Origin of the sequence: Paracoccus alcaliphilus (assembly GCF_028553725.1) — a bacterium.
In the GTDB taxonomy this organism is placed as follows: Bacteria; Pseudomonadota; Alphaproteobacteria; order Rhodobacterales; family Rhodobacteraceae; genus Paracoccus; species Paracoccus alcaliphilus.
Genome location: NZ_CP067124.1, coordinates 3,236,374 through 3,253,222 on the forward strand (window position 1 = coordinate 3,236,374; position 16,849 = coordinate 3,253,222).

Consider the following 16,849-nt stretch of genomic DNA (forward strand, 5'->3'; position numbering starts at 1 on the left):
CGCTCAGCCCCCCTGCATCGGTGACAGCACCTCGATCCGCGCGCCGTCGCGCAGGGACGTATCGCCCCGCCGGTCGCGCGGCACGAAATCGCCGTCCAGCGCGGTGGCGACAGTGGCGGCGGGCAGCCCGCGTTCCTCGATCAGCGCGGCCAGCGTTTCGGCGCGGGTCGTGATGACTTCGCCATTCAGTTCAACCTGCATCTTTCACCTCTTGCGGCAAACGCCCGGCCAGCGTTTCGGCCAGCGCGGGCGCCATCAGAAAACCATGCCTATACATGCCGTTGACATGTATTCTTCCAGCAATTTCGCGGATCACGGGGATATTGTCGGGGAATGCCGGGCGCAGGCCCGCGCCGGTCTGCACCAGGCGCGCCTCGGCAAAGCCGGGATGCAGCGCATAGGCCGCCGACAGCAGTTCCATCACCGCCCGCGCGGTGATCGGGCCGGGATCGTCGCTTTCGATCTGCGTCGCCCCCACCATATAGCGCCCATCCCCGCGCGGCACGACATAGCAGGGAAAGCGCGGATGCAGCAGCCGCACGGTGCGGGTCAGCATCACGTCGGGCGCGTCCAGCATCAACATCTCGCCCCGCACACCACGCAGGTCGGGCAGATGGTCGCGCGCGGCCAGCCCCCGGCAGTCAATCACCTGCCCGCGCGGATCGCCCTGCCGGATCGCCACGCCCCGCGCCGCCAGAGCGTCGCGCAAACCCGCCATCGCGGCGCGGGGGTCCAGATGCGCCTCGGCCTCGAAGAACAGCCCACGCGCGAAACGACCCGCCAGATCGGGCTCCAACGCGCCGGGATCGGCCGGGCGGTGGCCCGAGGTGCGGGCGGCGAAACGGTCCAGTTCCGCCGCGTCGCGGGCCGGGGCCACGACCAATGTGCCGCGCCTTGTGACCGGCACCCGCGCCGCCCACCAATCGACCGCGCCCTGCCCGGCAAGGACCACATCGGGCGGGGCGGTCTCGCCCTCGCAGCCCGGCGCCAGCATCCCCCCGGCCCAATATGAGGCCGGGACGCCATCATCCGCGATCAGCTCCACAGGCAGGCCGCGCTCGGCCAGAGCGGTGGCCACGCAAAGCCCGGCCACCCCCCCGCCCAGAACCGAAAACATCAGTCCTGCCCTGCCGCATCGGCGGGCATGTAGAGGTCACCGCCTTCGCGATATTTCTGCGCCATGTCCTCCATGCCCTGCTGCGCGCGCGCTTCGGCCCGGATGTCGTGGCTGATCTTCATCGAGCAGAATTTCGGCCCGCACATCGAACAGAAATGCGCCAGCTTATGCGCCTCCTTGGGCAGGGTCTGGTCGTGGAAGCTGCGCGCGGTGTCGGGATCCAGCGAGATGTTGAACTGATCCTCCCACCGGAACTCGAACCGGGCGCGCGACAGGGCGTCGTCGCGCAGCTTGGCCGCCGGGTGGCCCTTGGCGAGATCGGCGGCATGGGCGGCGATCTTGTAGGTGATGACGCCCACCTTCACATCATCGCGGTCGGGCAGGCCAAGATGTTCCTTGGGCGTGACATAGCACAGCATCGCCGTGCCGAACCAACCGATCATGGCGGCCCCGATGGCGCTGGTGATATGGTCATAGCCCGGCGCGATATCGGTGGTCAGGGGCCCCAGAGTATAGAAGGGCGCCTCGCCGCAAGTCTCTAGCTGCTTGTCCATGTTCTCCTTGATCTTGTGCATCGGCACATGGCCGGGGCCTTCGATCATCACCTGACAATCCTTTTCCCACGCGATCTGGGTCAGCTCTCCCAGCGTCTCAAGCTCGGCGAATTGCGCGGCGTCATTGGCGTCAGCGATGGATCCCGGGCGCAAGCCGTCGCCAAGACTGAAGCTGACATCATAGGCGCGCATGATGTCGCAGATCTCGTCGAAATGCTCATAGAGGAAGCTTTCGCGGTGGTGATGCAGGCACCATTTCGCCATGATCGAGCCGCCACGGCTGACGATCCCCGTTACCCTTTCGGCGGTCAGCGGGATGAAGGGCAGCCGCACACCGGCATGGATGGTAAAGTAATCGACGCCCTGTTCGGCCTGTTCGATCAGCGTGTCGCGGAAGATTTCCCAGGTCAGATCCTCGGCAATGCCTCCGACCTTTTCCAGCGCCTGATAGATCGGCACGGTACCGATGGGCACGGGGCTGTTGCGGATGATCCAGTCGCGGATATTGTGGATATTGCGCCCGGTGGACAGGTCCATGACCGTATCGGCGCCCCAGCGGATGGCCCAAACCAGCTTTTCGACTTCCTCCTCCATGCTGGAGGTGACGGCCGAGTTGCCGATATTGGCGTTGATCTTCACAAGGAAGTTGCGGCCGATGATCATCGGCTCGACCTCGGGGTGGTTGATATTGGCGGGGATGATTGCGCGGCCCGAGGCAATTTCCTGACGCACGAATTCGGGCGTGACATGATCGGGGATCGCGGCGCCCCAGTCATTGCCGTCGCGGATCAGCTGTTCCCTGGCCGCGCGCCTGCCCAGATTTTCGCGGATGGCGACGAATTCCATTTCCGGCGTGATGATCCCGGCGCGGGCATAGGCCATCTGCGTCACCGCCTTGCCCTCCGTCGCGCGCAGCGGCTGATACTGGCGCGGAAAGGCCGGGGTCAGCCGTTCGCCGGTGACAAAGCCGTTATCCTCGGGCTGGACCTGTCGCCCGTCATAGCGTTCGACATCCCCCGCCACCGTCCAGCCTTCGCGCGGACGCGGCAGGCCCCGGGCAATGTCGATCACCGCCTCGGGATCGGTATAGGGGCCAGAGGCGTCATAAACCGTGACCGGCGGCTCCATCGCGCTGGGATGCAGCTCGATCTCGCGCATCGGCACGCGCAGGCCGGGATGGATCTGGCCGGGGTGCCACACCTTGCGCGAGGCCGGCAGCGGGCCGGTGGTGATCGTCGGGATCGGGTTGTGCTTGTTCATGGCGTCCTCTCAAGCGTTTACTCGAAAAGACCCAAGTGATGGTTCGGGCAAGAAGGGACCGACTGCGACCCCGATGCGGCCGCCACGGCCCAAAGAACGACGCTGCGCCCTTCGGTCTTCCTACGCCAGTATCAACTGGGTCAGGTTCAAAGGGTCGCCTCACCGTGACGCGCGAACGCCACCAATCAGCCTCTCAGTCCCTTGGGCGGGACTCCCCTGACGGCCATCAGGGGACCAGAGCGCGGCTGCGTTGTCAATCCGGCAGTTGCGCCATCTGTGCGCCGGGTGCCTCGCCCGTTGGCAGATCGGGCGGGGCGGACAGGGTTTCCCGCATGATTTCCGCGACATGGCGCAGTTGCGATCCCAGCGGGTTGGTCTTGCGCCAGACCATGCCGATGCGGCGCGAGGGGCGCGGCTGGCGCAGGCGCGCGACCGATACGGCGGCGGATCGCGTCTCGATCGGGATCGCCATCTGCGGAATCAGTGTGACGCCGATTCCCGCCCCCACCATCTGCACCAGCGTGGAAAGCGAGCTGCCCTCCATCAGATCGCGCGGCGCGGCGTTCGAGATATTGCAGAAGGACAGCGCCTGATCGCGGAAGCAATGCCCCTCTTCCAGCAGCAGCAGCCGCATTTCCCGCAGCATGTCGGCGCAGGGGACGGGCTTGGCGGCATCCGCCAGCGGGCGCACCAGCACGAATTCCTCGTCGAACAGCGCAAATTCGGTCAGCGTGGATTCCGAGACCGGCAGCGCCACGATGGCGGTGTCCAGATGCCCGTCGATCAGATCGGCGATCAGCCGCTGGGTCACGGCCTCTCTCGGGCGCAGGTCCAGCCCCGGATATTGCCCGCCCAGACCCTTGATGATGCGCGGCAGCAGATAGGGAGCCACCGTCGGGATCACCCCGATTCGCAGCCGCCCGATCAGCGGGCTGTTCGAGGCCCGCGCCAGATCGCCCAGTTCATCGACCGAGCGCAGGATATCGCGGGCCCGGTCGGCGAAAGCCTCGCCCAGACTGGTCAGCCGGATCTGCCTTGTGCCGCGTTCGATCAGCGGCACACCCAGAATATCCTCTAGCTCTTTCATTTGCAGCGACAGCGCGGGCTGAGAGATGGAGCAATCCTCGGCCGCGCGACCGAAATGCAGGTTCCGTGCCAGCGCACCGAAATAACGGAGGTGTTTCAAGGACAGTCTCTTCATTAATCCTACATATCGCACAGATCAGAAAATGCAAATTTATCTTATGATATTTACCTGCTATCACTATCGCCAAGGAGGAAGGCCAGCGCGGCAAATCATGCTCGGACGGCCTTTCCCGTTCCTGACACGCAGCCAAGAAGGAGAGCGACATGGATGGAAACGATACCCCCACCGGCAAGTGCCCGGTGATGCATGGCGGCATGACCGCCATGGACAAATCGGTCATGGACTGGTGGCCGAACGCGCTGAATCTGGACATCCTGCATCAGCATGACAGCAAGACGAACCCGCTTGGCCCCGATTTCGATTACCATGAAGAGCTGAAAAAGCTGGACGTCGAGGCGCTGAAGGCCGATCTGCGCGCGCTGATGACCGAAAGCCAGGACTGGTGGCCTGCGGATTACGGCAGCTATGTCGGCATGTTCGCGCGCGTGGCGTGGCACAATGCCGGGACCTATCGCACCAGCGACGGACGCGGCGGCGGCAATTCCGGCAACCAGCGTTTCGCGCCGCTGAACAGCTGGCCCGACAACGTCAACACCGACAAGGGCCGTCGCCTGCTGTGGCCGATCAAGAAGAAATACGGCAACAGGATTTCCTGGGCCGACCTGATCGCGCTGTCGGGCAATATCGCCTATGAGGTCGCAGGGCTGAAAACCTTCGGCTTTGCCTTCGGGCGCGAGGATATCTGGCACCCCGAGAAAGACACCTATTGGGGTGACGAAAAGGAATGGCTTGCCCCCAGCGACGAGCGTTATGACAATGTCGGCGATGCCTCGACGCTGTCGAACCCGCTGGCCGCCGTGCAGATGGGGCTGATCTATGTCAACCCCGAGGGCGTGAACGGGCGCTCCGATCCGCAGGCCACCGCCAACCAGATGCGCGAGACCTTCGCGCGCATGGGCATGAACGACGAGGAAACCGTCGCGCTGACCGCTGGCGGCCATACCATCGGCAAGACCCACGGCAACGGCAATGCCGGCGATCTCAGCGCCGATCCCGAATCGGCGGGGCCGGAATTCCAGGGCCTTGGCTGGCTGAACACCAAGGGTCGCGGCGTCGGCCGCAATACCGTGGTGTCGGGTCTGGAAGGCGCATGGACGACCAATCCGACGGTCTGGGATGACGGTTTCTTCAAGATGCTGTTCGACCATGAATGGACCCTGACGCGCAGCCCGGCGGGCGCCTCGCAATGGGAACCCATCACCATCGCCGAGACGGACAAGCCGGTCGATGTCGAGGACCCCTCGATCCGGGTCATGCCGATGATGACCGATGCCGACATGGCGCTGAAGGTCGATCCGGTCTATCGCGAGATCTCGCTGCGCTTCAAGGACGATTTCGCGGCGTTCAGCGATGCCTTCGCCCGCGGCTGGTTCAAGCTGATCCACCGCGACATGGGGCCGAAGGCACGCTATCTGGGTCCGGACGTTCCGGCCGAGGACCTGATCTGGCAGGACCCGATCCCCGCGGGCCGCAGTGACTATGATGTCGAGGCGGTCAAGGCCAGAATTGCCGCCAGCGGGCTGTCGAGCAGCGACATGATCGCGACCGCATGGGACAGCGCGCGGACCTTCCGCGGCTCGGACTATCGCGGTGGCGCGAATGGCGCGCGCATCCGGCTGGCCCCGCAGAAGGACTGGCTGGGCAACGAGCCCGAGCGTCTGGCCCGCGTGCTGTCGGTGCTGGAGCCCATCGCGGCGGAAACCGGGGTTTCGGTTGCCGATGTGATCGTGCTGGCCGGCAATCTGGGTGTCGAGCAGGCCGCGAAGGCCGCGGGTTTCGACATCAGCGTGCCTTTTGCGCCGGGCCGTGGCGATGCGACGCCCGAACAGACCGATGCCGAAAGCTTCGATGTGCTGGAGCCGCTGGCCGATGGTTTCCGCAACTGGCTGAAGCAGGACTATGTCGTCAGCCCCGAGGAACTGCTGCTGGACCGCGCCCAACTGATGCGGCTGACCGCGCCGGAAATGGTCACGCTGATCGGCGGTTTGCGGGTTCTGGGCACCAATCACGGCGGCACGGCGCATGGCGTCTTTACCGACCGGGCGGGCGCGCTGACGACCGATTTCTTCGTCAACCTGACCGATATGTCCAACAGCTGGAAACCGGTGGACGGCAATCTCTATGAGATCCGCGACCGCAAGACCGATACGGTGAAATGGACCGCGACGCGGGTGGATCTGGTGATCGGGTCGAACTCGATCCTGCGCTCCTATGCCGAGGTCTATGCGCAGGACGACAATCACGAGAAATTCGTGAGGGATTTCGTTGCCGCATGGGTCAAGGTGATGAACGCCGACCGTTTCGACCTGCGCTGATAACGGACCACCACAGACATGAAACGGCCCGCCCGCAAATCCTGCGGGCGGGCCGTTTCACTTACTTGCCGTCCTGCGGCTTGTCGCCATCGGGCTTTTCCAGCGCGTGATCGCGGTAAAGCCCGGCATTCGCCATCAGGAACAGAAACAGCAGCACCGGCAGGCCGAAGGTCTTGAACCAGACCCAGCTGGTTTCCGACATCAGCCGCCAGATCAGTTCATTGGCCACGGCCAGCGCCAGAAACATCGCCGCCATGCGCCGGGTCAGCTTGAGCCAGCCGGTCTCGGTCAGGGGCAGCGCCTCGCCCAGCACCGCGCCCAGCCAGTTGCGCCCCGCGATCAGGCTATAGCCCAGCAGCCCCGCGAACAGCAGATAGATCATCGTCGGTTTCATCTTGAAAAAGCGCGGATCGTCAAGCCAGACCGACAGCCCGCCAAAGACCAGCACCAGCACCAGCGTCGCGATCTGCATCGGTGCCAGCTTGCCCGTCAGCCGCCACATGATCAGCGTCGAGATCACCAGAACCGGGATGAAAACCAGCGTGGCAAAGACGAAACCGCTGTAGTCGCGGCCCAGCACATGCACCGAATCCTCGCGGAACAGCATGAAGATGACGAAGAACAGGACCACCGGCCCCAGTTCCAGAACCGGCTTCACCCAGGGCTTCGGTTGCTTCATGCGGGCGTTCCTTGTCTTGCCATTGCGTTTGGCCGCTTGTCGCCCATCGCGGCGCGGCGGGCAAGCGCGCCGGACGTCTCAGTCCAGTTCGATGGCGGCCAGGATCGCGCCGGGCAGTTCGGACCCGGCCAGCCCGATCTGCACCAGAATCACATGCCGCGTATCGTCGGGAAAGCTGCCCTCGCCCGCCTGCCCCGCGCGCACGTTCAGGCGCAAGGGCGCGCTGCCATCCCATTTCGCCAATGTCTCCATCCCCAGAACGATATTGGTATAGGTGATGAAGCGGCCGTCATTTTCGCCGCCCCGGACCTCGACCCGGCGTTCGGGCAGAAAACGGATCAGCGACACATCAACCTGACCTTCCAGATCGGACAGAGGCATCAGTTCGATCAGGTCGGAACCGTCCTGTTTGCGGCGCTGCACGTTCAGCAGCGCGGGCGACATCTGATGCGCCTCGATCAGCCCCATCAGCTGCGCCGGACCCGGCGAGACGGCGGTATCGACGCCCTCGACGATCAGTTGCGGCGTATAGACCGAGCGTTCACCGGCAGCACGGGCATAGGCCTCTTGCCGGGCGCTGAATTCCGGGCGGGCGAAGCTGTCGGCCCAGCCCAGATAGTCCCAGTAATCCACATGGAAGGACAGCGGCAGCACCCCATCCTGATCGGCCAGCTTGGCCATCATCGCATCGGCGGGCGGGCAGGACGAACACCCCTGCGAGGTGAACAGCTCGACCACCACCGGGGTCACGGGGGGCAGCGCATCCAGCGCGGGCGGGGGCAGATCGGTCGCGGCGAAATTGTTGACGCCGACAAAGCCGTCATCTGGCATCGGCGCATCTACGGACGGAATCAAGCGCATCGGGGCCGAGGGGGCAGAGATGACCGGTGCATTCACATCACCCGCGTTCAGGTCAGCGGGGGCCTGCTGCGCGATGCCCATGGCGGGCACGGCCAGAAGCAGCGCAACCGCCAGCGCCTGAGTCGGGAATCGTCTTTGCATCGGGATAAAACCAATCATGTTGACCTTTTCCATAGCCAATCCAGACGGGCAAGAACAAATCAAGGCTTCGTTAAGCTGGCGCGAGCGTGACAAGCGTGCCTCTTGAGCAACGCTGCCAGTTATGGTATGCGATGGCATACAATTTCGATGCAAGCCCTCTTGCGCCCCCTGACCGCATCAGGCAAAGCAAGAACCACGCATGCCCGACCCATCCATTTCGCAGACAGGGAGGCCCTGATGCCCATCCAGACCGGAACCGATACCGCCAAGACCCGTCGCACGCTGACGGCGGCTGGCCGTGAATATGCCTATTACTCGATCGCCGCCGCCACCGAGGCCGGGCTGGGCGATTTCTCGAAACTGCCTGCCGCGCTGAAGGTCGTGCTGGAAAACCTGCTGCGCTTCGAAGATGACGGATTCTCGGTTTCCGTCGAGGACATCAAGGCCTTCGGCGAATGGGCCGACAAGGGCGGCAAGAACCCGCGCGAGATCGCCTATCGCCCCGCCCGCGTGCTGATGCAGGATTTCACCGGCGTTCCGGCGGTCGTGGACCTTGCCGCGATGCGCGACGGCATCATCGGCCTGGGCGGCGACGCGCAGAAGATCAACCCGCTGAACCCGGTCGATCTGGTCATCGACCACTCGGTCATGATCGACGAATTCGGCAATCCGCGCGCCTTCCAGCGCAACGTCGATCTGGAATACGAACGGAATATGGAGCGTTACACCTTCCTGAAATGGGGTCAGAACGCCTTCAACAACTTCCGCGTTGTGCCGCCGGGAACCGGCATCTGCCATCAGGTCAACCTTGAATATCTGGCGCAGACCGTCTGGACCGATACCGACCAGAACGGCACCGAAGTCGCCTATCCCGACACGCTGGTCGGCACCGACAGCCATACGACGATGGTCAACGGCCTTGCCGTTCTGGGCTGGGGCGTCGGCGGGATCGAGGCCGAGGCCGCGATGCTGGGCCAGCCGGTGTCGATGCTGATCCCCGAGGTCGTCGGCTTCAAGCTGACCGGCAGGATGGTCGAGGGCACCACCGCCACCGACCTTGTTCTGAAGGTCGTGCAGATGCTGCGCCAGCACGGCGTGGTCGGGAAGTTCGTCGAATTCTATGGCGACGGGCTGGACCATCTGCCGCTGGCCGACCGCGCGACGATCGCCAACATGGCCCCGGAATATGGCGCCACCTGCGGCTTCTTCCCGATCGACGATGAAACCCTGCGCTATCTGCGCAATACCGGCCGCGAAGAGGACCGCATCGCGCTGGTCGAAGCCTATGCCAAGGAAAACGGTTTCTGGCGCGGCGCGGATTACAACCCGATCTACAGCTCGACGCTGGAGCTGGACATGGGCGAGATCGTCCCCGCGATTTCTGGCCCGAAACGTCCGCAGGACTATCTGCCGCTGACCGATTCGGCCCGCGCCTTCTATAAGGTCGTGGCCGATTATCGTGGCCTTGACGTGTCCAAGGATGCGATGGAGATGGGGGCCGAGGGCGGCGCCATCGTGGCCCCTGCCCTTGACGCCCGCAAGACCGTCCAGGTCGAGGGCAAGGATTACACCATCCGCGACGGCTCGGTGGTGATCGCGGCAATCACGTCATGCACCAACACCTCGAACCCCTATGTGATGATCGGGGCCGGTCTGGTCGCCCGCAAGGCGCGCGCGCTGGGTCTGAACAGCAAGCCTTGGGTGAAAACCTCGCTGGCACCGGGCTCGCAGGTCGTGGGCCAGTATCTCGAGGCCGCGGGCCTGCAAGAGGATCTGGACGCCATCGGCTTCAACCTTGTGGGTTACGGCTGCACCACCTGCATTGGCAACTCTGGTCCGCTGGGTGATCCGGCGATTTCCAAGGCGATCCACGACAACGATCTGGTCGCCACCGCCGTCCTGTCCGGCAACCGCAACTTCGAGGGCCGGATTTCGCCCGACGTGCGCGCGAACTTCCTCGCCTCGCCGCCGCTGGTCGTGGCCTATGCCCTCGCGGGCGATCTGAACATCAACCTGACCCGCGATCCGATCGGCCAGACCCCGGAAGGCAAGGACGTCTATCTCAAGGACATCTGGCCGACCAATCAGGAAATCGCCGATCTGGTCCACGCGACCGTCACCCGCGAAGCCTTCCAGACCAAATATGCCGATGTCTTCAAGGGCGACGAGAAATGGCAGGGCGTCGAGATCACCGACAGCGAGACCTATGACTGGCCGCCGACCTCGACCTATATCCAGAACCCGCCCTATTTCCAGGGCATGACGAAAGAGGCCGGTGTCATCAGCGATATCGACGGCGCGCGGGTGCTGGCGATCCTTGGCGACATGATCACCACCGACCACATCAGCCCCGCCGGGTCATTCAAACCGACCACTCCGGCCGGGAAATACCTGACCGAGCGTCAGGTCGCGCCCAAGGATTTCAACAGCTATGGCTCCCGCCGTGGCAACCACGAGATCATGATGCGCGGCACCTTCGCCAATATCCGCATCAAGAACGAGATGCTGGACGGGGTCGAGGGCGGCTATACCAAGGGGCCGGATGGCGAACAGACCAGCATCTTCGATGCCTCGATGGCCTATCAGGATGCCGGCACCCCGCTGGTGATCTTCGGCGGCGTCGAATATGGCGCGGGCTCGTCGCGCGACTGGGCGGCCAAGGGCACCAACCTGCTGGGCGTCAAGGCCGTCATCGCCGAAAGCTTCGAGCGTATCCACCGCTCGAACCTGGTCGGCATGGGCGTAATCCCATTCGAGTTCCAGCCGGGCGAGAACCGCAAGTCGCTGGGACTGACCGGCGACGAGGTGGTGTCGATCCACGGCCTTGCGGGCGATTTCAAACCGCTGTCGCTGGTGCCCTGCACCATCAAATACAGCGACGGCACGGTCAAGGAAATCCAGCTGAAAGCCCGCGTCGATACCGAGGTCGAGATCGAATACCTCAAGAACGGTGGCGTGCTGCATTACGTGCTGCGCAACCTTGCCAAATCGTGACGCGGCATAACCGCTGACGGCACGGCTGCATCGGGCCAACGCCGGTTGCTTACTGGCCAGTCCTGCCTCGGTCTCCGCAAGGAGTCCGGGGCAGAACCGGCCTTTCTTCGCTGACGATACGGAACGGCAAAAGGTCACCTCGAATATCGAGATGACCTTGAAACACGATCGCCGATAAGCGTGGATACAGACCTGCCCCGCAGTCAGATCACATATAATCGCCGTTACCCAACAACTGGTTCATGCTGTGGGACGGCTCGTCGCAGCCTGCGTCGCCGATCACTCTGGCGGGGACACCGGCGACAGTCTTGCAGGGCGGCACCTCGCGCAGCACCACGGATCCGGCGGCGATGCGCGAACGCTCTCCGATGTGGATATTACCCAGCACCTTCGCACCGGCCCCGATCATCACCCCGTCGCCGATCTTGGGATGGCGGTCGCCGTCCTCTTTCCCGGTGCCGCCAAGCGTGACCGAATGCAGCATCGAGACATCGTTACCGACCGTCGCCGTCTCGCCAATGACGATGGAATGGGCGTGGTCGATCATCACCCCGGTGCCGATCTGCGCGGCCGGATGGATATCGACACCGAAACATTCCGAGCAACGCATCTGCACGAAATAGGCCATATCACGTCGCCCCTGACGCCACAGCCAATGCCCCATGCGATAGGCTTGCAGCGCCTGAAATCCCTTGAAGAACAGCACAGGCTGCAACAGCCGATGCGTCGCCGGATCACGATCATAGACCGCCAGCAGATCCGCCCGCGCCGCATCGCCAAGCGAAGGATCCTCGCGATAGGCCTGATCCGCCAGTTCCCGCAGCAACTGCTCGCTCATCTCGCCGGATGCGAGCTTCAGGGAAAAGCGATAGGCAAGCGCCGCTTCCAGACTGTGGTGATGCAGCAATCCGGCATGGATCAGCGCCCCCAGCAGGGGTTCGTCGCCAACGGCTGATCGCGCCTCATCCTGAAGCTGCGCCCAGATCGCATCCTTATCCAGCTCCAGTGGCTTTTTGGCTCCATGTAGCATGTTCATTTCGGGCCCGCCCGCATTGTTGATCTTCTGCTGATAGACCAGAATGTCCAGCAGTAAAAGTCGCGGGCGGGCACAATAAAGCAAAGGTGGCGATCAGTCGGGCAGACGCAACTCCCACCAATGCGCGGCCAGCCGGACCCGCCCCCCGGCAAATGCGCCGCCCTGTGCCGTCATGATCAGCGTGGCCGGTTCGTAATAGGTCATCGGCGCGCCCAGCATGCCGCGTGCCCATGACCCCTGTCCCTTGCCCAGCCCCTGTCCAAAGCGGTTCTCGGCCCCGGACGTGCCCAGTTGCCATGTCTGCAGGTCGCCTGTCAGCGCCTCGGTCACCTTTGCCACGGCACCCAGAACCATCGCACCGCCCGGGATAAGGACGCCGGTGTCAAAGCTGGCGCCTGCGCTGACGGCGACCTCGGCCTCGGCCATGCCTGCGATCAGTCCCGATCCCTGTATCCCAAGACTGAACGCCCCGACCACCCAGACCGTGCCATCATGGATCGCGCCCACGCCTCGATCGGCGATAAAGGCACGCATACCGGCGGCGGGCGGCTGGAACACCCAGCCGCCATTCACGCCGATGGCGATCTGGCCGCCACGGCCCGACCAATCACCCTGGGCGCCCGAGGGCACCGCCCAGCAGGCACCGTCGATGACGGTTTCGGGCGGGGTGGTGGTCGAGACGCTTTGCAGGACCAGATTGACCTGACCATCCAGCCGCATCAACGCCTCGTTCACCGTGACGTGTTTCTGGGCCTGAGCGGGCAGCAACAACGGCATTCCCAGCCGCATGGTCTCATTGGTTGGCATTGAATTCCCTCCTGACAAACGGGCCTGCGCCATATTCCTCGGACAGTTGTGCAGCGGCGATCTGGAATGGACCGGCGGACAGCGCCATGTTCAGAACCGCCTGCGGCAACTGATATTCCGACGCGGTGGTCGTCGCCTCGTGCAGAACCGCATCGCCCTGCTCCACCCGCAGCAGATACTGCTCCCGCGCCTCGCTCAGCGGCACATCCGGCCCGTCCCAGCCGTCACCGCCGATCCGCGTCCGACGGATCCAGCTGACGCGCGGCCCCTCCAGCCGCAGATGACAGGGCGCATAGGGACGCAAGCCGATCCCCCGGATCGTCACCGCCCGCTGGCGATAGCTGGCATCATCCACCGCGCGCATCGCCGGGCCGATGCGCCAGAACCGCTGCTGGCCGCGTGCCGATGGCGGCAGATCCAGTTGCTGCGCCGCGCCATTCATCAGCACGACCAGAGAACCGGTGGGCCAGACCTGCGGCATGATGGCATCCGTGCCGGCCTGCCCCCGCAACCGCTCGCGAATGTCCCACAGATCCTGACCGACGGGTTCGGCGCGCTGGAATTGCAGCAATTCCCAGTTGGCCAGACTGCCATCCCCGATGGCCAGCACATTGCCGCCCGACAGCATCGCCCGCCGCGTGACCGAGGACAGAACCTCGGATTTCAGCCTGATCCGCAAAGGTGCGCCACGATCGATGATGCCGGGACGTGCTGCCAGCAGCGGCACCTCGGTCCGGCCGATCACGGCACGGCGGGACAGCGCCAGATTGAACTCGAAGCCGCCATCCTCATCCAACGCGCCATAGGCCGCGACAGAGCCGGGCCAAGGTTTTGCCGTCACCGCCAGCCAGGGCGCATGCGGCACCTCGTCCCCGCGCATCAGCGGCAGATCCAGCAGCACCGGCATCACCGGCATGGGCGGGGTATAGCGCCGGATCGGGCCGTCATCCTCGACCGACGGCGCGGGACGATAGACGCCGGGATCGACCCGCACCGCCTCGACGGTGATCGCCCCTGCCCGCTCGGTCCGGTCGATCCGCCACAGATGCGCGCGGCCCGCGCCGTGATCGACGCTGACGACATCCCCCGCCCCCAGACGCGACTGCGACGGAGGCAGGGCAAACCGCGCCGTATCGCGGGCAATCTGCGCCTCGGCCAGCCAGCGCCCGGCGATCCCGCGCCCTTCAGCCCGTGTCAGGACCAGAGGAAATTCACTCTCGGCCACGGCCTGCTGGTCGGGCTGATCCGGCAGCATGGTCTCGGCGGTCGAGGCGGCATAATCCCCCCCGGCCTCGACATGGCTCAACCTTATCCGCCCGCTCAGTTGCAGATCGGCAGAGCGAGTGACCTCAAAACCGCCAAGTTCATCGGTGACGGCCAGATTTTCGGGGGCGATGCTGGCGACCGGCAAGCCCTGCCGCATGACGAAACGCAGCACGCCATCGCGTTCGACCGCATCGAAACCATAGGCCAGCATCAGGGGTTGCAACGCCGCCCGCCCGCTCTCGTTGCCCGACAGGACATAGCCGCGCACCACGCCCGACAACCGGCTGACATCAAACCGGGTCACGCCCGCCATGCGGCAGATATCGCCCACACAGGCGGCCAGCGTGACCGCCCCCGCGCGCCCGTTCAGCCAATGCCCGCGCTCCCACGCCGGGCCGTCCGACCACAGATCACGGCGGTTCGGAAAGGCCGGATAGGGCCGCGCATCCCAGCACCAGACATGACTGCGCGACACATCGACCATGCGCCCGCCGCCGGTCATGGCCGGGTTGTTCCGCGGATCGTCCCAATGGGCCGAAACCGCCCGGACATAGGCCGCCTGCAACGCATCATTGCGCCGCCCGTCCGAATAATGCGGCAGCACGCTTTCGGAACTCATCGCGTCCAGAAACTTGTTGGGCTGGTTGGTGGCCTTGTCCAGCGCCGCACAGCCGATCTCGGTGAACCAGACGGGCTTCGAGCCGGGCACCCATGCACTCGCCTGCTGCGAACGAACCCCGTCGGGCCGGTCGTAATGCAGGTTCTGCCACCAGCTTTTCAAATCCTTGTAACGCCAGACCCACGCCTCGTCATAGCTGCCGTCGGTGATCGGCGTGCGGATCTGCGCATCGCGATCCGCATCCGAGGCATAGAACCAGTCATAGCCCTCGCCCCCCGCGACATTCGACAGCAGGTAATCGGGACCGTCGATCCGCCCCCAATGCGCGTCCAGATGGTCGGTCCCATCGCGCCAGTCCGACAGCGGCATGTAATTGTCGATGCCGATGAAATCGACATTGTCATCGGCCCAAAGCGGGTCGAGGTGAAAGAACAGCTCTCCATCTCCGGGGTGGTGGCCGAAATATTCCGACCAGTCCGCCGCATAACCGATCTTGACCGAGGGCCCCAGGATGGCGCGCACATCAGCCGCCAGCTGCCGCAAACCCGCCACGGCGGGATAGCTGCCCGCCGCCCCCCGGATCTGCGTCATACCCACCATCTCGGACCCGATCAGAAAGGCGTCGATCCCCCCCGCTGCCGCGCAAAGATGCGCGTAATGCAGGATGAAGCGACGATAGGACCATTCGGCAGGGCCGTGGTAATCGACCCTCTCGCCCTCGCGCGAAAAATCGCCGACCGCCGCCGCGCCGAAAAACGCCGCCACCTCGGCTGCCGCCGCCGCAGACCCGTCGCTTGAGCCCACCTGCCCCGGCGCCAGCGCCGTCGTTATCCGCCCGCGCCAGGGCATCACGGCCTGTTCCCCGGCGCCATAGGGATCGGGCAAGCCGTTCCCCGCCAGTTGCTCCATCAGGATGAAGGGATAGAACACCGCCTTGCGCCCGGATGCGGCAATCGCCCGCAATCCCTCGATCACCGACTGATCCGACGGCGTACCGCCATAGACGGGAGAGCCGCCAACCTGCGCGATCTCTTCAGCGTCCGAGCGGCCGATGCCCGCCACACGCCACGGCATCTCGGCCCCGTCATTGGCGACATGCTCGACCTTGGGCTGCACCCTGCAATGCCCGATCCGCAGATCACTGCCGAACCATGACACCACCAGCGAGACCGAACCGACATTCGGCAATTCCCGCCCCAGCACATCCATGGACACGGCGAAATCCGTCCCGCCCATCGGCGTGTTGACATTGATCGAGCGGCTTTCGCCCAGACCCAGATCCAGCGTCACCGGCGTCGTCGCCAGCGAATATTCCCCCGTGCCGGGAATCATCGCCACCGCCCGCACATCGGTACTCAGCCCGGTGCCGTCCTGCGCCGGGCGTGTGACCTCGAAACTCAGTTGCGGCATCCGGTTGCCCCAGCGTTCCAGATGCAGATCCTCCAGCACGACATAGGCGATGCCGCGATAGCTGGGCGCGTCCTCGCCCTCTTGCGCGGCGATGGCGGGGTCGGGCATCTGCACCTCACCGCCATTATAGACCCGCATGTTCAGATCACGCGCGGCGATCTCTTCGCCATCCGCCCAGACGCGACCGACACCAAGGACCACGCCTTCGCACAGGGCCAATGCAACCGACAGGCGATAGCTGATCTCGGTCACGGTGGGCTGGCGCGCGCCCTTGCCACCACCACCACTCTGGCGGGCGACCTCTTCCAGCGGCGATGCCCAGATCACATGGCCCGGCACCCGCATCTGCCCCCAGATCCGCGGGATCGAAGTCCCCTCGCCCGCCGTCTGCAATCGCAGCCGGTCGATGCGACCTGTCTCGACCGCCTTCGCGCCGCCACCCAGCAGGCGCTGGTCGATGGCGCTGCCGATGGTGGCACCGACGGCGCGGCCGATCACCGCACCCGACAGGCCCAGCACCGCGCCTCCGAAACCCGCGCCGATCGACGCACCGACTGCCGAAAGCACTATCGTGGCCATGCCG

Annotated in this window: 11 protein-coding genes and 1 riboswitch; of the genes, 2 read left to right on the top strand and 9 right to left on the bottom strand. The window is 64.7% G+C overall.

Features of this window, described 5'->3' with window-relative positions; translation table 11 throughout:
- Positions 1-3: 3 nt before the first annotated feature.
- The 4 genes from thiS to JHW40_RS16780 all read right to left on the bottom strand — a co-directional run bounded on the left by thiS (position 4) and on the right by JHW40_RS16780 (position 4,132).
- On the bottom strand, positions 4-201 hold the full coding sequence (gene thiS / locus JHW40_RS16765; protein WP_090610982.1) for a sulfur carrier protein ThiS: 198 nt from the start codon (positions 199-201) through the stop codon (positions 4-6).
- The gene (locus JHW40_RS16770) at positions 191-1,117 is read right to left on the bottom strand and encodes an FAD-dependent oxidoreductase (RefSeq protein WP_090610983.1); all 927 of its coding nucleotides are present in this window, start codon (positions 1,115-1,117) and stop codon (positions 191-193) included. Before JHW40_RS16770 ends, thiS begins: the two co-directional genes overlap by 11 nt.
- Positions 1,117-2,931 carry a phosphomethylpyrimidine synthase ThiC gene (gene thiC / locus JHW40_RS16775; protein ID WP_090610984.1) on the bottom strand — a complete coding sequence of 605 codons (1,815 nt, stop codon included), beginning with the start codon at positions 2,929-2,931 and terminating at the stop codon, positions 1,117-1,119. Before thiC ends, JHW40_RS16770 begins: the two co-directional genes overlap by 1 nt.
- A gap of 100 nt (positions 2,932-3,031) precedes the next feature.
- Positions 3,032-3,159: riboswitch (TPP riboswitch) on the bottom strand.
- A gap of 25 nt (positions 3,160-3,184) precedes the next feature.
- The gene (locus tag JHW40_RS16780) at positions 3,185-4,132 is read right to left on the bottom strand and encodes a hydrogen peroxide-inducible genes activator (RefSeq protein WP_090610985.1); all 948 of its coding nucleotides are present in this window, start codon (positions 4,130-4,132) and stop codon (positions 3,185-3,187) included.
- A 149-nt stretch (positions 4,133-4,281) separates the two neighbouring features.
- Here JHW40_RS16780 and katG point away from each other — a divergent pair, with 149 nt between their 5' ends.
- Complete coding sequence (gene katG, locus JHW40_RS16785) at positions 4,282-6,453, top strand: catalase/peroxidase HPI (RefSeq protein ID WP_090610986.1); 2,172 nt, start codon at positions 4,282-4,284, stop codon at positions 6,451-6,453.
- Positions 6,454-6,514: 61 nt separating this feature from the next.
- Here katG and JHW40_RS16790 read toward each other — a convergent pair whose 3' ends face one another.
- Positions 6,515-7,132, bottom strand: a complete 618-nt coding sequence (locus JHW40_RS16790) for an inner membrane-spanning protein YciB (protein WP_090610987.1) — start codon at positions 7,130-7,132, stop codon at positions 6,515-6,517.
- A 78-nt stretch (positions 7,133-7,210) separates the two neighbouring features.
- Positions 7,211-8,152 carry a DUF1223 domain-containing protein gene (locus JHW40_RS16795; protein ID WP_170851755.1) on the bottom strand — a complete coding sequence of 314 codons (942 nt, stop codon included), beginning with the start codon at positions 8,150-8,152 and terminating at the stop codon, positions 7,211-7,213.
- Positions 8,153-8,371: 219 nt separating this feature from the next.
- Between JHW40_RS16795 and acnA the strand changes: the two genes are divergently transcribed.
- Complete coding sequence (gene acnA / locus JHW40_RS16800) at positions 8,372-11,128, top strand: aconitate hydratase AcnA (RefSeq protein ID WP_090610989.1); 2,757 nt, start codon at positions 8,372-8,374, stop codon at positions 11,126-11,128.
- 208 nt (positions 11,129-11,336) lie between these two features.
- Here acnA and cysE read toward each other — a convergent pair whose 3' ends face one another.
- The 3 genes from cysE to JHW40_RS16815 all read right to left on the bottom strand — a co-directional run bounded on the left by cysE (position 11,337) and on the right by JHW40_RS16815 (position 16,845).
- On the bottom strand, positions 11,337-12,158 hold the full coding sequence (gene cysE, locus JHW40_RS16805) for a serine O-acetyltransferase (RefSeq protein WP_170851762.1): 822 nt from the start codon (positions 12,156-12,158) through the stop codon (positions 11,337-11,339).
- 99 nt (positions 12,159-12,257) lie between these two features.
- Complete coding sequence (locus JHW40_RS16810) at positions 12,258-12,971, bottom strand: DUF2793 domain-containing protein (protein ID WP_090610990.1); 714 nt, start codon at positions 12,969-12,971, stop codon at positions 12,258-12,260.
- Positions 12,958-16,845, bottom strand: coding sequence for a baseplate multidomain protein megatron (locus JHW40_RS16815; protein ID WP_090610991.1), 3,888 nt, complete (start codon positions 16,843-16,845; stop codon positions 12,958-12,960). The genes JHW40_RS16810 and JHW40_RS16815 overlap by 14 nt, the downstream gene beginning before the upstream one ends.
- Positions 16,846-16,849 lie beyond the last annotated feature (4 nt).